We start from the raw sequence: 14563 nt of genomic DNA on the forward strand, positions 1-14563 counted from the left end.
CCCCCACGGCAGGGCACCGCCCGCCGAGGCCGTACGCCCCCAGGAGTCAGGGGGGAGCGGGCTCTCGTCGTCGGTCCGCACGTCGCGGGGACCGGATCGAAGTTCGGACACGCGCCCTATCGTGACAGACCGGCCAGGCCGATCGGGACGGTCTTTTCTAGAAATCTACACCGTAAAGGCATCCGGTAGTTTCAAAATCAACAAACCCCCCGAAACCTGACCTCAACGGGCGAGGGAGCCGGGGGCGCGGTGGTACCGGCCGGTCTCGTGGAGCGTTGACCGTGGCGGGGAACCCGCGGACCCCTCTCCGGTCACTCCGGCCGCACCTGCCGAGGGGGCAGCACGAGGAACTCGTTGCCGTCGGGGTCGGCCATCGCCACCTGACCGGCTCCGTGCCGGCCGGTGTCGATCCGGGTCGCGCCGAGGGAGACGAGGCGGTCGACCTCCGCCTGCTGGTCGTCGTCCGCGGGCGGGGCGAGGTCGAAGTGCAGCCTGTTCCTCCCGTTCTTCGGTGCCACGGGCGGGCCGCCCCAGGTGATCTTCGGGCCGCCGTGCGGTGAGCGGATCGCGGTCTCCTGGTCCTGGTCCCAGACCAGTGGCCAGCCCAGCGCCTCGCTCCAGAAGTATCCGACCTCCTGCGAGCCGTCGCACGCGAGCGCTCCGATGAATCCGCAGTCGGCGAGGAAGTCGTTGCCGGGTTCGATGACGCAGAACTCGTTGCCCTCGGGGTCGGCGAGCACCACGTGCTCCTCCTCCGGGAGCTGGCCGACGTCGATGTGCCGCGCGCCGAGTTCGAGTGCTCTGGCCACCGTTCGCCGCTGCTCCTCGAGGGATGCGCTCGTCAGGTCGAAGTGCATCGGGTTGGGGCCGGTTTTCCTCTCCTCAGTGGGGAGGCATCGGATCCGGAACCCGGTGTCGTCGTTCGGCAGGAGCGTGATGCCCCCGTGGGGGTCGTCGGCCGTCTCCCAGCCCAGGACTCCGGCCCAGAAGCGTGCGGGGCGGTGGGGGTCGTTCGCGTCGAAGCAGAGGGCGAAGAGCTGAGAGGTCATCCCGCGTCTCCAGTCCGGTAGGGGGACGTTCCTTGTCCGCGCGACATTAACGGGCTCCCGGTGGGGTGGGCGAACGAATTTCGCCGTCGCCGCAGAGGCGGGCCGCCGAGGGTGAAGCGCGGGCAGGTGATGCGGCGGGGGTCTTTGACCTGTGGGTACGCCTCCGCCGGGCCTGTCGCCGGTGTCGCGGCGCTTGACAGGCGTGGTCGGCATCTAAATAATCGGATCCGAGTGATAGGAGGCGAGTAATTGAGTCCTGGTGTTCGTCGTGCGGTGTCGAATTCGTTGGGGCTGGCGGTGCTGGGCCTGTTGATGGAGGCCCCCATGCATCCGCACGCCATGGCCGCGGCCCTGCGGGAGCGTGGCCTGGACCGGGCGTTCAAGGTGACGACCGGCTCCCTTTATGACGTGGTCCGGGCGCTGGATCGGGCCGGGTGGATCGAGTCGCGTGAGACGGTCCGGGTCGGTGCCCGGCCGGAGCGGACCGTTTACCAGCACACCGCGCTGGGGCGCGGGGAGTTCGTGCGCTGGGTGGACGAGCTGATCCGCGTCCCGGCCGAGGAGTATCCGAAGTTCCTGTCGGCGGTCAGCTATCTGGGCGCGCTCGGGCCGGAGGGGGCGGTGGCGGCGTTGCGGGCGCGGGCCGGGCGGGTGCGCGCGTCGCTGGAGGAGATCCGGCGGGGGTATCGCGAGGCGCTGGAGGTCGACGGGGTGCCGCGCCTGTTCGTGGTGGAGGCGGAGTACGCGGTGCGGATGCAGGAGGCCGAGCTGGCCTGGATCGAGGAGATCGTCGGTGACGTCGAGGCGGGCCGGTTGACCTGGCCCGAGCTCGTGACCGGCTGGGTTCGCGCCGGAGAGGAAACGGGAGACGGAGAGGCGGAGGTTCGATGACGATCATGGTGGCCGGTGCGGGGCCGGCCGGTCTGACGCTGGCGGCGGAGCTCGCGCTCGCCGGGGTCGAGGTGACGGTGGTGGACCGGCTGCCGCGACGCTCGCCGTACTGCCGGGGGTTCACCCTCAACGCCCGCAGCCTGGAACTGCTGGAGCGGCGCGGCGTCGCCGGCCGTTTCCTGGCCGAGGGGCCGACGGTGCCGTACGGCATGTTCGCCGATCCGCGCAGGCCGCTGGACCTGTCGGTGATGGACACCGGTCACCCGTACGTGCTCGGTATCGCGCAGACGCGGGTGGAGGAGCTTCTCGAGGGGTGGCTGGCCGAGCTGGGGGTGACGGTGCGCTGGGGGCAGGAGGTCGTCGGCCTCGACCAGGACGGCGACGGGGTCGAGGTGACCGTCCAGGCCGGTGGTGAGCGCCGGCGCCACCGGGTCGACTACCTCGTGGGCTGCGACGGCAGCCGCAGCCTGGTCCGCAAGCTCGCGGGGATCGGTTTCCCCGGCACGCCGGCCACCGCGTTCGGCCTGCTGGCGGATGTGGAGTTGGCCGACCCCTCCGATCTGCCGTTCGGTGTGACCGAGGGGGAGCGCGGGGCGGTGTTCGTGATCCCGCGGCCCGGTTACGTGCGCATCGTGCTCGAGGAGCCGTCGCCGCCCGCCGACCGGGCCGAGCCGGTGTCGCCGGCCTACTTCCAGCGGCTGCTGGACGAGGAGCTCGGCCGTCCGGTGCGGCTTCGCGAGCCGCGCTGGCTCACGCGGTTCTCCGACGCGGCCCGGCAGGCGGATCGCTATGTCGCGGGGCGGGTGGTGCTGGCCGGGGACGCGGCGCACATCCATCCTCCGGCGGGGGCGGTGGGGGTGAACGTGGCGTTGGCGGACGCGGTCAATCTCGGCTGGAAGCTGGCCGCCACCGCGCTGGGGCACGCTCCGGACGGTCTCCTGGACAGCTATCACCGGGAGCGGCACGAGGTGGGGGCGCGCGTGTTGCGGACCACCCGCGCGCAGGCGGCCCTCGGGCGGCGCGATCCCGGTGTTGACGCGGTACGGGACCTGTTCGGCGAGCTCACCGAGCTGCCGGCGGTCGGCAAGTATCTCGCCGAGATGGTGACCGGGGTGAGTACGAGGTACGACCCGAAGGTTCCCGGTGACCATCCGTGGCTGGGTGGTCTCGTGCCGGACCTCAAGCTGGTCGTGGGGGAGCGGCACACTGGCGTCGCCGAGTTGCTGCGGCCCGCCCGCCCGCTCCTGCTCCAGCTGGGCGATCGTGTTCTGCCGCCGGTCTCGGGCGGCGGGGTGGAGACCTGGCGCGCCCGCTGTCCCGAGCGGCCCGGCCTCGAAGGGGTGCTGATCCGTCCCGACGGGCACGCCGTCTGGGTGTCCGACGAGGCCGATCCGCAGCCCGTCGCCACCCTCTCCGCCGCGCTGGCCACCTGGTTCGGGGCACGGGCGCGCAGCGCGGACGCGGTGGGCGGGTAGGCGATCGGCGTCCTGCGCGAGAGCCGCCTCACGGTCGTGGGCGCCGTCTCACAGTCATAGGGGTCGTCTCACAGTCGTAGGGGTCGTCTCACGGTCGTGGGAGTCGTCTCACGGTCGTGGGAGTCGCCTCATGGTTTCGTGCCGCCGGGGAACCCGGTCCAGCGCAGGTCGGCCGGGAGGTGGCTCATGTCGTTGAACATCACGATCGTGGGCGGCAGGGCGTTGCGGTAGTCGATGACCGTCAGGGCGGTGTTGGCGCTGTTCAGCCCGAGCCAGCGGGACGGCGGCGCGTCCAGCGCGTGCCGCAGCAGCCAGGCGATCTGGTAGGCGTGCGTCACCAGGACCTCGTGCGTGTCGGTCCCGGTGTCCTCCGCGGTCGTACCGGGGGGCTGCGCGAACCGGGCGACCAGGGCTTCGGCGAGTTTCCGGCCGGAAGCCGCCTCGGTCTCGTCGTAGCCGTCGAAGAAGCCGGCCCACGAGGGGAACGTCTCGGCCGGGCCGGGCACGTAGGGCACGTGGTCGACGAGCTCGGCGGCCTCGGCGACGGGCACGCCGGGCAGGTGCCGGGAGAGTTCGCGCGCGCTCGCCGCGGCGCGCGGGAGCGGGGAGTGCCACACGGCGTCGACCGGCAGGCCGGCGAGCCGTTCGCCCAGCAGGCCCGCCTGCCGGCGGCCGGTGTCGGTGAGCTCTCCGAACGCGTCGGCCGCGCCGTGGCGTGCCAGGTAGAGGCGTCGCATCGTCATGGGTGGCCGGGGGGCGGTGTCCGTGCGGACCCGCCTCCCGTCTCCTTCCGGTTCGTGGGGGCGGGTGGCGGGTGGTCAGGCGTTCGCCGGCGTGACGGTGCCGGCGGTGCCGTCGACGGTGATGACGGTGCCGTCGTGGAGCGTGTTCGTCGCGTCCGGGACGCCGAGGACGGCGGGGATGGCGTGCTCGCGTGCGACGATCGCGGCGTGGGAGAGCACGCCTCCGATCTCGGTGACGACGCCGGCGGCGATGCGCAGCAGCGGCGTCCAGGCGGGGTCGGTGAAGGGACAGACCAGGATGTCGCCGGGGCGCACGCGCGCGAAGTCGCCGGGACCGCGGACGATTCTCGCGGTGCCGGTCACGGTCCCGCGGCTGCCCGGCGTTCCGGTGAGTGTGCCGGTCACGGTCCCGCGGTTGCCCGGCGTTCCGGTGAGCGTGGCGGCGGTGGGGGTGGTCGCGGTGCCGGAGGACGGCGGGGGTGGGAGCGGGGCGGTGACCGGTCGTGCCTGCAGGATCCAGGCGCGGCCGCCGGCGACCGCCCACTCGACGTCCTGCGGTCCGCCGAGGACGGCGGCGATCCGCCCGCCCAGTTCGGCGAGTCGCGTGACGGTCGCGTCGTCGATCGCGGGCCGGTTCCGGGCGTGGGCGGGCACGTCGCGAACGGCGAGCCGGGTGCCGTGCCGGTCGAGGCGGACGCGTTTGTCGGCGAGGGTGCGTGTGAGCGGCCCGGCCGCGGTGACGCGGTAGGTGTCGGGGGTGACCGTGCCGCCGACGACGCTGGGGCCCAGGCCCCAGGACGCCTCGATCTCGGTCGTGCCGTCGGGGGTGGCGGGGGTGAACATGACCCCGGAGGCCTCGGCGTCGAGGTGGCGCTGGACGATGACGGCCATCGCGAGGTCGCCGTCGTGGCCGGGGGCGTCGTGGTGGCCGGCGGCGCGTGGTGAGAACAGCGAGGCCCAGCAGGCGCGTACGGCGTCGGTGACCTCGCCGATTCCGTGCACGGCCAGGAAGCTGTCGTACCGGCCGGCCGCGGAGGCCCGGGCGGTGTCCTCGTTCGCCGCCGATGATCTCACCGCCACGGGGGGATCGCCGAGCTCGTCGAGAGCGCGTCCCAGCGCGGCGGTCACGGTGGCATCGACCGGGCGGGCCTCGATCGCCCGCCGGGCCGCGCCGGGATCGTCCGCGTCACCGGTGAGCCGCGCGAGGTCCAGGTCGTGGACGGCGTCGAGGTAGGCGGCGAAGGGGACGACGAAGCCGCCGGGGACCGGCAGGCCCGCGCGAAGGAGCGTGCCCAGCGTGCCGGCCTTGCCCCCGCAGGTGTCGGCGGTGGCCTCGGTGAGGGGGACGATCATCCAGCCCTGGCCTTTCAACAAAATGTTGACGATGCTCCGGTGATTGTGAATCATGAGTCGCATGCAACGCAAGCAGGACATCGGTCACGCCATGCACGCCGACCACGCCCAGGCCCGCCGTGAGCGGGACGCGCGTGAGCGTCTTCTGGGCCTGGGCGCGGACGCGCTCGACGCCCGCCCGTGGCGTCCCCCGCCCGTCCCGCCGTCGGCGGTCGACCTCGCGCAGTTCGCCGTCTGGCGCTGCGCCGAGCTGGGGCCGGAGGACATCCTGAGCGCGCTCGCCCTCCTGCCCGCCGCGCGCGCCGAGGTCGAGGGACTGGAGTCCGCCCTGCTGTTCACGGCCCGGAGCGCGGGACTGACCTGGACGCAGATGGCGCAGGTGATGGGATTCAACTCCCCGCAGGCGTGCCAGCAGCACTACACCCGCCTGACGGCGCGGCAGGAGGCCGGCTCGTGACGCGCGACTCCTCGCCCGAGCTCCTGGTCCTGCACGCCGTGCGCGTCACCGGGTTCGCCGACACCCCGGTGATCGCTCGCCGGTACGGGCTCGACGCGGCCGAGACCGAGGAGACGCTGCGCGACGCCCAGGCGTTCGGGTGGGTCGAGCACACCGCCTTCGCCGGCACCGGGGGGTGGTCGCTGACCGAGGCGGGCCGGGCCGAGGACGAGCGCCGGCTGGCGGCCGAGCTCGCGGGCGTCGGCGGCGCCGACGAGGTCCGCGAGGTCTACCGCGAGTTCCTGCCGCTGAACGCCCTGCTGCTGCGGGCCTGCACCGACTGGCAGCTCCGGCCCGTCGCCGGTGATCGGCTCGCCGTCAACGACCACTCCGATCCCGCCTGGGACGCCAGGATTCTCCACGAGCTCGCCGGTGTCGGCGGCGCGCTCTCGCCCCTGGCCGACCGGCTCGGGAGCGTCCTGACGCGGTTTCGCGGGTACGACGCGCGGTTCGCCACGGCTCTGGCACGCGCCCGGGCCGGGGAGGGCGCCTGGGTCGACCGCACCGACGTCGACTCCTGCCATCGTGTCTGGTTCGAGCTGCACGAGGACCTCATCGCCACGCTCGGCGTCGACCGGCACACCGAGCCCTGACCTCGTGTTCCGGGTCCCCGGCGCCCGGAGGGGACCGGACGGCGATCCGATCCCCTCATGGGCCGGTTACGGGCTCGGGAACTCTCCGGCCGGAGGCTCGGCTGTCGCCGGGAGGGCGGCGCCGAACCACCTGGGCAGCCGGTCGAGCAGGTCCCGCTGGTCGTCACCCACCCACGCCACGTGGCCGTCCGGCCGCAGCAGCACCGCGGGCACGTCCGGTTCCCCGCCGGCGTCGACGACGTGGTCGACCCGATCCGCCCAGCCCGCCACCGACAGCCGCCCTGTCCGGTCGAGCAGCAGCCCGCGGCCGCCGCGCGTCAGCTCGTAGAGGCGGCCGTGCCTCAGCGCCACGTCCCGCATCCGGCGGCCGAGCAGGTCGTGCCCCTCGCCGAGGTCGTAGCGGACCCCGATCGCGACGATCTTCTCGATCAGGTGGCGGTTCACCTCCTCGAAGTCCATCAGCTCGGCCAGCAGGCGGCGTACCGCCTGAGGGCCCGGTTCGGTGGACATCAGCTGGGCCTGCGCGCGGGTGTTGTCGAGTACGTCGGCGGCCACCGGGTGCCGTTCGGCGTGGTAGCTGTCCAGCAGTCCCTCCGGGGCCCAGCCGTTCACCTCGGCGGCGAGCTTCCAGCCGAGGTTGAACGCGTCCTGGATGCCGAGGTTGAGCCCTTGGCCGCCCATCGGCGGGTGGACGTGCGCCGCGTCGCCGGCCAGCAGCACCCGGCCGGTCCGGTAGCGCTCGGCCAGGCGGGTGGCGTCGCCGAAGCGCGACAGCCATCGCGGCGAGTGCACGCCGAAGTCGGTGCCGGCGAAGGCCCGCAGCTGCCGCCTGACCTCCTCCAGGGTCGGCGGGACCGAGCGGTCCTCGGCCACTCCCTCGGCGGGCACGACGACGCGGTACACGCCCTCCCCGAAGGGGCCGACGCCGAACCTCAGGTGGGTCCTGCGGACCTCGGCCACCACGGCGGCCACCGTCTCCGGGGGCGCGGTCACCTCCATCTCGCCCAGCAGGGTGTCGTTCCTGGAGGGCTCGCCGGGGAAGCCGACGCCGAGCAGCCCGCGTACCGTGCTGCGGCCGCCGTCGCAGCCGACGAGGTAGCGCGAGCGCAGCCGCGTGCCGCCGGCCAGTTCGACGCTCACCCCGTGCTCGTCCTGGCTCAGTCCCACCAGCTCGTGGCCGCGCCGGATCTCGGCGCCGAGCTCGGTGGCGCGCTCGGCCAGCAGGCGGTCGGTGGTGGGCTGCGGGATGCCGAGGATGTAGGGATGCGTGGTGTCCAGCCCACCGGGCGAGGGCTTGACGATGCCCGCGAAGAAGCCGCCGAGCGGGTGGCGCCTGCCGTGCGCGAGGAACCGTTCCAGCAGGCCGCGCTGGTCCATCACCTCGATGCTGCGCACGTGCAGGCCGAGCGAGCGGACGTGCGCGGGCGGTTCGGCCTCCTTCTCCAGTATGAGCGTGCGCACGCCGTGCAGCCGCAGCTCGGCGGCGAGCATCAGGCCGGTCGGCCCGCCACCGGCGACGATCACGTCGATCATGAAATCCCCCGTTCGACAGGACTGCTTCTCGGCCGGCCGACGATTCTGCAGCACGACCCGGGTCTTGCCGCAAGCCCCCCGGTGCGCTATATGTTGAGAGTGGCAAGGGGTGCGAAATCTCCTTGCTTTTTCTTTTTGTCGTCCGCTGTGAACGGACAGGCCCCCCGTAAAGAACGGACAGGCCCCCCGTAAAAGGCGATGTCGCCGCCCGCCCGCCGAGGCCGGTGTGAGAGCGTTGGGCGCGGCGGACGCTGCCCGGCAGCCGTCGTTCGGTCGTCGTTCGCGGCCCGCCGCCATCACCACCGCCGGCCGGGCGGGTCCAAGCGGCGAGACGCCCGTGCCGGTGATGGCCGGGCCGGTCAGGACGGCCGCCGCGGGGACCGTCCCGCCTGATTCCGCCTGATCCCGCCTCCGCGCTCCGCCGTCCCGTGTCCCGGCCCGGCGGCTATATATGATTAGCTCTTGACAAATTATCGCTAGCCCACATCATTATTAACCGATGGCCGGCCCTGGAAGGCCGGTGAGTGGCTCTCGATAAGGAGCGCGCATGCACGCGGTTGGGACACGACTCGATGCCGGGGCCGACCGGCATCCGGGGACTCTCGGCCGTGGAGGCGGCCGGCGGGGACAGCGGGACGACCGGCTGGTCGGCTGGCTGTTCCTGCTGCCGGTGATCGTCGGTTTCGTCGTCTTCTACGCCTACCCGACGGTTCGCGGCGTGTGGTACTCGTTCACGGACTACAGCCTGCTCAACGACCCGTCGTACGTGGGCGCCGACAACTACCGGCAGCTGGTCGGCGACGAGCAGTTCTGGAACGCGCTGAAGGCCACCGGCTACTACGTGGTCGTGAACATCGTCTCGCAGACGGTGGTCGCGCTGGGGCTGGCGGCGCTGATGCACCGGCTGACCCGGTCGGTCGTGCTGCGCGCGGCGCTGCTGGTCCCCTGGCTGGTGCCGAACGTGACGATCGGCCTGCTGTGGGCGTGGATACTGGATCCCGACCTCGGGTTCGTCAACCACCTCATCGGCCTGATCGGGCTCGACACGACGCTGTCGTTCAACTCACCGACCTGGGCGATGCCCCTGGTGGCGCTGGTCAACAGCTGGGCCTACACCGGCTACACCGCGCTGCTGCTCTACGCCGGGATGCTGCAGATACCCCAGCACCTGTACGAGGGAGCGGCGATCGACGGCGCGGGCGAGGTGCGGATGTTCCGGTCGATCACCCTGCCGCTCCTGCGGCCGATCCTGGCACTGGTGCTGGTGGTGTCGCTGATCGGCTCGTTCCAGATCTTCGACACGGTCGCGGTCGTCTACGGCGGCAAGGCGCCCATCCCGGAGACCCGCGTCATCTACTACTACATCTACCAGCAGGCCTTCACCTACTTCCACATGGGATACGCCGCCGCGGTGGCGATGGTCCTGGTGCTCATCCTCGGCGTGCTGACCGCCGTGCAGATGCGGATGCTGCGCGCCTCGCGCTCGGACCTGGGCTAAGGAGCCATCGGATGTTCTCCGGATTGAAGATCGGCAGAGGCCTCACCTGGTTCGTCCTCGTCGCCGCGCTCGTTCTCACCGTCTTCCCCTTCTACTGGATGGTCCGTACGGCCCTCACCCCCGCGGCCGACCTCTACCGCGACTCGACCGCGCTGTGGCCCGAGAACCCCACAATGATCAATTTTGCCCGGATCCTGGGGCTGGTCGGCCCCGAGGAGGCCAGGGCCGCGGGCGGGTCGGGCGCGCGGATCGACTTCCTGCTGTACACGGTGAACTCGCTGATCTACAGCGGGCTGATCGCCGTCGTGCAGACCTTCTGCTGCGCGATGGCGGGCTACGCCTTCGCCCGGCTGCGCTTCCCGGGCAGGGACCTGGTGTTCGGGATCATCGTCGCCGCGCTGATGGTGCCGCCGATCTTCACGCTGCTGCCGAACTTCGTCCTGGTCAAGCAGCTGGGGATCCTGAACACCATCCCCGGCCTGGTCCTGCCCAGCCTGCTGATGACGCCGTTCGCGGTGTTCTTCCTGCGCCAGTTCTTCCTGTCCATCCCCGGGGACGTGGAGGAGGCCGCGAGGCTGGAGGGCATCGGCCGGTGGGGGATGTTCTGGAAGATCGTGCTTCCGATGAGCCGGGGCCCGCTGATCACCATCGGGCTGACCACCATCGTGTGGAGCTGGAAGGACTACCTGTGGCCGTTGCTGGTGGGCAAGGGGGAGAGCACCAGGGTCCTCACCGTCGGCCTGGGCGTGTTCCTCCAGCAGTCCCCGAACACGGCACCGGACTGGACCGGGCTCATGGCCGGATCGGTCCTGTCCATCGTCCCGGTGCTCCTGTTGCTCATCCTCCTCGGCAGGCGGCTGGTGCAGTCGATGAACTTCTCCGGCATGAAGTGACGGCCCTCTGACGGCACCCGCGACGGGCCGGACGGGCCGGCCGCCGCGTCCGCGGCGGCCGGCTCATCGTCCTCGTACCCGCGGGCCGGGGTCCTGGTGGCGGGCGAAGTAGTCCAGGAGCTCGGGCTCCAGGGGCGGGACGGTGTGGGGGACGCCGCCCTCGCGCAGCGAGAGGGTGGCCAGGTAGCCGGCCGCGACGCTCATCCGGGCCGACACCGGTGAGGTGTCGGTCGGGCCGCCGTGCCGGGCGAAGCGCAGGAACTCCTCGACGATCGCCTCGTCGGCCCCGCCGTGCCCGCCCTCGGCCGGGGGGACGGTGTAGGCGGCGTCGCAGTCCTCCCGGTAGGAGGAGGGGCCCCGGTTCCACACCTTGACGACGGCGCCCTCCTCGTCCCCGAAGTTCTCCAGGCGGCCGTGGGTGCCGATGACCGTGTAGTTGCGCCAGTAGTCGGGGCTGAAGTGGCACTGCTGGTAGGCGGCGATGACGCCGTTGTCCAGGCGCATGTTCATGACGGACACGTCCTCGACGTCGATGTGGTGGTGCAGGCCGGTCGAGGCCGTCGGCGGCCAGGGCCACTCGGTGAGCCAGCCCTCGGCCGGCGGGGTGCCCTCCGCGCGGCGGGGCAGCCCGCCGTAGACCATGAGGTCGCCCAGGGCGTTGACGCGCTCGGTGTAGCCGCCGGCGAGCCAGTGGATCACGTCGATGTCGTGCGCGGCCTTCTGGATGAGCAGGCCGGTGGTACGCCGCCGGTCGGCGTGCCAGTCCTTGAAGTAGTAGTCGCCGCCGCGGCCGACGAAGTGCCGTACCCAGACGGTCTTGGGGGCGCCGATGTCGCCGCGGGCGATGATGTCGCGCATCAGCCGGATCACCCCCATGTGCCGCATGTTGTGCCCGAGGTACAGGCGCGTGCCGGTCCTGGCCGCCACGCGCAGCACCTCGTCGCAGTCGTCGACGGTGATGGCGAGGGGTTTTTCGAGATAGACGGCCTTGCCCGCGGTCAGGGCGTCGACGGCGATCGCGGCGTGGGTGTCGTCGGGCGTGGCGACGAGGACGGCGTCCACGTCGCCGCGGGCCAGCAGGGCGCGGTGGTCGGCGTGGAGGGCGGCGTCCTCCACGCCGAACCGCCGCGCGCTGTGCGCCAGCGTCGCGGGGTCGGTGTCGCACAGCGCGGTGACGCGGGAGCCCCGGCCGGGCCGGTGGGCGGCCGCGGCGAGGATGCCGCGCTGTCCGGCGCCGATCACGCCCAGGCGCAGGTCGTACGGGTCGGTCATGGTCTTCCTTCCTCGGGAACGCGGGAACCCCCGGACCGGTGACCGGTCCGGGGGCGTCTACGGGTTCTCAGCCCGCCGCAATGTTGATCTTGTCGATGTCGGGGGCCCAGCCGCCGGGGTTGGCGATGGTGATCGTGTTGTTCCCGGCGGCGAGGGAGATGGTGAGGGTGCGTACGCCGACGGTGTTCCAGTCGGCGGTGGCCGGGAAGCTGACGGTGGTCGCGGTCCCGTTGTTGACCCTGACCGTCGCGGTGCGGGCCTCCGCCGACAGGTAGGAGATCGTCAGCGTGCGGGACCCGGCGGCGCTCGCGCCGACGTTGTTGAAGGTGAGGGTGGCGCCGTTGCCGACGTAGCCGACCTTGGCGCCGCCCGAGCAGGCCGGGCACGACCCGATCGCCGCGCCGCCGGTCAGGGTGTTGGCCGAACTCTCCGCCTCGACCGTACCGGAGGGCGGGGTGGAGGTGGACGTGACGCCGATCCTGTCGATGTCGGGGGCCCAGCCGCCGGGGTTGGCGATGGTGATCGTGTTGTTCCCGGCGGCGAGGGTGACGGTGAGGGTGCGTACGCCGACGGTGTTCCAGTCGGCGGTGGCCGGGAAGTCGACGGTGGTCGCGGTCCCGTTGTTGACCCTGACCGTCGCGGTGCGGGCCTCCGCAGAGAGGTAGGAGATCGTCAGCGTGTGCGTTCCGGCGGCGCTCGCGACGACGTTGTTGAAGGTGAGGGTGGCGCCGTTGCCGACGTAGCCGACCTTGGCGCCGCCCGAGCAGGCCGGGCACGACCCGATCGCCGCGCCGCCGGTCAGGGTGTTGGCCGAACTCTCCGCCTCCACCGTGCCGGGCGGCGGGGTGGAGGTCGACTTCGTGGTGACGGTGAGGGGTGCGGAGGCGGCCGAGGAGTTGCCCGCGGCGTCGAGGGCCCTGACCGTGTAGGTGTAGGCGGTGGCGGGCGTCAGGCCCGTGTCGGTGTGGGTGGTGGCGGCGGTCGTGGCCACCGGGGAGCCGTTACGCAGCACCTGGTAGGAGGTGACGGCGACGTTGTCGGTCGAGGCGTTCCAGGTGAGGGTGGCCGAGGTGGTGGTGGAGGAGGGCGAGGCCAGCCCGGTCGGCACGCTCGGCGCGACCTGGTCGCCGCCCGATCCGACGGTCATGGCGCCGAGCCCGAGCCAGCCGTCGGCGTTCTGGGTGGCGTTGGCGAAGCGCAGCTTCTTGGCGTTGGCGCTGACGGCCTCCAGCGGGTTCTTCACCCGCATGACGAGCTGGTAGGCGCCGCCGGCGACGCCGGAGAGGTTGACGGTGGTCGCGAAGTACTGGGGGTAGCCGTAGTCGAGGTAGGTGGGGTCCGCGCCCACGTTCCAGTCGGGGAAGGCCCTGATCTTGCGGGGCATCACCGTACGCAGGTCCCAGGGGGTGTCCCAGGTCTTGACGACGCTTCCCGAGCCGTTCTTCAGGCCCAGCGTCACCGTCCAGGGGTAGTAGAACGGGGCCACGCCGTCGTTGCTGATCTGGACGCCGACCTTCGCGGTGCCGGTCGCGGAGCCGGGGTAGTAGGCGTTGGTGACGCCGAGGTTGTAGCCCATGAGCCGTACCGCGGCCGCGACCTTGGGATCGGAGGCGCTGTAGCCGGAGCTCTGCTCGTTCATCTTCCAGGTGGCGTGTTCCAGCTCGATGCAGGCCTTCATGTCGTCGACCTGGCCGGAGCCGCCGGGCCAGAAGGAGAAGGCCTGGGACTGGATCTCTGGCCGGACCTCACCGCCCATCGACTCGGTGATCCACTTGTTCTCCACGCCCTGGTCGATCGCCCGCTGGAGCTGGGAGTAGCTCGCGCCGCCCAGCGACTGGGGCAGGGTCACCCCGGCCAGGGGACTTCCCTCGCGGTAGCAGAAAGAGTCGTCGTGGTAGCCGATGCGCAGGTTCTTGGCCCCGGCCCCGCCGGCGCCCGGGTAGCGGACCTCCAGCTTGGTCGTGTTGAACGCGTTGTCGAAGGCCTGCAGGATCTGCGTGCCGTTGGCGTCGGTCGGCATGTAGTCGGGATAGCTGTCGCCGCCGGTGTCGGTGTCGTAGGGCCAGGTGTGCCACTCGCCCCACAGGCCGACGAGGCCGGTGTGGATGAAGCCGACGCGGGGGTCGCCGTCGTAGCGGGCGCCGAAGGCGGCGATGAAGTTCTTCAGGGCGGTGATCAGGTAGGCGTTGTCGTAGTCGGGGCTGGTGGTGCCCCAGTAGGCGTTGGTCCGGTAGTCGACATGGCCGTCGAAGCAGCGCGGGATGGCGTTGGCCGGGTGGGTGCCGCTGCCGCCGGGATACTCCATGTAGAAGCGCATCGCGACCTGGTTGCCGTAGGAGGCGCTCTCGTTGAGGGCGCTGTCGACCAGCGACCAGTCGTAGGAGCCGCAGTTGGCGGCGTTGGTCATCACCTCCGACAGCCCGAAGTAGGTCCAGGTCAGGGAGTGGGGGTAGCCCAGGTTCTGGTTGCCGCCGGGGCTGTAGAAGCGGGCGAAGCCCTTCAGCGGGTTGTCCACCGGGCCGTCGGCCGGGGCGAGCGGGTGGACGGGCAGGGACGGGTCGGGGGCGGCGGGGGGTGCCGGCCTGGGCGGCGGACCCTGCGGGGCCGCCGCCGCGGGCGCCGCCGGGGACAGGGTGAGCAGCGCCCCGACGGCGAGGGCGAGGGCGGCGCGTAAGGACCGCGCCAGGAGGGGGTGCATGGGGTGGTGACCTCCGGTGAAGGGGGGTGAATGGAGTTCCCCGATGGGTGGCCGGCCCGGGGTCAGGGG

At 71.9% G+C, this 14563-nt stretch carries 12 protein-coding genes; 6 read left to right on the forward strand and 6 right to left on the reverse strand.

The annotated features are described in order from the left end of the window. Positions 1–311: 311 nt before the first annotated feature. The gene (locus tag ACFYWM_RS41950) at positions 312–1049 is read right to left on the reverse strand and encodes a VOC family protein (RefSeq protein WP_389926579.1); all 738 of its coding nucleotides are present in this window, start codon (positions 1047–1049) and stop codon (positions 312–314) included. Between the two features lie 273 nt (positions 1050–1322). On the opposite strand from ACFYWM_RS41950, the gene ACFYWM_RS41955 reads away from it, so the two are divergent. Beyond that, positions 1323–1940, forward strand: a complete 618-nt coding sequence (locus ACFYWM_RS41955) for a PadR family transcriptional regulator (RefSeq protein ID WP_389926582.1) — start codon at positions 1323–1325, stop codon at positions 1938–1940. Continuing rightward, a complete protein-coding gene (locus ACFYWM_RS41960; protein WP_389926585.1) occupies positions 1937–3415 on the forward strand; it encodes an FAD-dependent monooxygenase in 1479 nt (492 codons plus the stop codon). Before ACFYWM_RS41955 ends, ACFYWM_RS41960 begins: the two co-directional genes overlap by 4 nt. A gap of 128 nt (positions 3416–3543) precedes the next feature. Here the strand turns inward: ACFYWM_RS41960 and ACFYWM_RS41965 are convergent, their stop codons facing one another. Both ACFYWM_RS41965 and ACFYWM_RS41970 read right to left on the reverse strand, forming a co-directional pair. Continuing rightward, positions 3544–4158 carry a histidine phosphatase family protein gene (locus ACFYWM_RS41965; protein WP_389926588.1) on the reverse strand — a complete coding sequence of 205 codons (615 nt, stop codon included), beginning with the start codon at positions 4156–4158 and terminating at the stop codon, positions 3544–3546. A gap of 75 nt (positions 4159–4233) precedes the next feature. Next, positions 4234–5565, reverse strand: coding sequence for a PEP/pyruvate-binding domain-containing protein (locus ACFYWM_RS41970; protein ID WP_389926592.1), 1332 nt, complete (start codon positions 5563–5565; stop codon positions 4234–4236). 7 nt (positions 5566–5572) lie between these two features. Between ACFYWM_RS41970 and ACFYWM_RS41975 the strand changes: the two genes are divergently transcribed. Together ACFYWM_RS41975 and ACFYWM_RS41980 are read left to right on the forward strand one after the other, a co-directional pair. Then, positions 5573–5968 carry a DNA-binding protein gene (locus tag ACFYWM_RS41975; RefSeq protein WP_389926595.1) on the forward strand — a complete coding sequence of 132 codons (396 nt, stop codon included), beginning with the start codon at positions 5573–5575 and terminating at the stop codon, positions 5966–5968. Further along, a complete protein-coding gene (locus ACFYWM_RS41980) occupies positions 5965–6600 on the forward strand; it encodes a transcriptional regulator (protein WP_389926598.1) in 636 nt (211 codons plus the stop codon). The genes ACFYWM_RS41975 and ACFYWM_RS41980 overlap by 4 nt, the downstream gene beginning before the upstream one ends. Positions 6601–6666: 66 nt before the next feature. Here the strand turns inward: ACFYWM_RS41980 and rox are convergent, their stop codons facing one another. Continuing rightward, a complete protein-coding gene (rox, locus tag ACFYWM_RS41985) occupies positions 6667–8133 on the reverse strand; it encodes a rifampin monooxygenase (RefSeq protein ID WP_389926600.1) in 1467 nt (488 codons plus the stop codon). A 547-nt stretch (positions 8134–8680) separates the two neighbouring features. Here rox and ACFYWM_RS41990 point away from each other — a divergent pair. After that, positions 8681–9631 (forward strand): carbohydrate ABC transporter permease, encoded by a 951-nt coding sequence (locus ACFYWM_RS41990; RefSeq protein ID WP_389926603.1) that lies wholly within the window; start codon positions 8681–8683, stop codon positions 9629–9631. An 11-nt stretch (positions 9632–9642) separates the two neighbouring features. After that, positions 9643–10524 (forward strand): carbohydrate ABC transporter permease, encoded by an 882-nt coding sequence (locus tag ACFYWM_RS41995; protein ID WP_389926606.1) that lies wholly within the window; start codon positions 9643–9645, stop codon positions 10522–10524. 63 nt (positions 10525–10587) lie between these two features. On the opposite strand, the gene ACFYWM_RS42000 is transcribed toward ACFYWM_RS41995, so the two are convergent. Beyond that, the gene (locus tag ACFYWM_RS42000; RefSeq protein ID WP_389926609.1) at positions 10588–11796 is read right to left on the reverse strand and encodes a Gfo/Idh/MocA family protein; all 1209 of its coding nucleotides are present in this window, start codon (positions 11794–11796) and stop codon (positions 10588–10590) included. Positions 11797–11863: 67 nt separating this feature from the next. Further along, complete coding sequence (locus ACFYWM_RS42005; RefSeq protein WP_389926612.1) at positions 11864–14494, reverse strand: carbohydrate-binding protein; 2631 nt, start codon at positions 14492–14494, stop codon at positions 11864–11866. Between the last annotated feature and the right edge of the window lie 69 nt (positions 14495–14563).

It is taken from the genome of Streptosporangium sp. NPDC002721 (genome assembly GCF_042888905.1).
Classification (GTDB): Bacteria; Actinomycetota; Actinomycetes; order Streptosporangiales; family Streptosporangiaceae; genus Streptosporangium.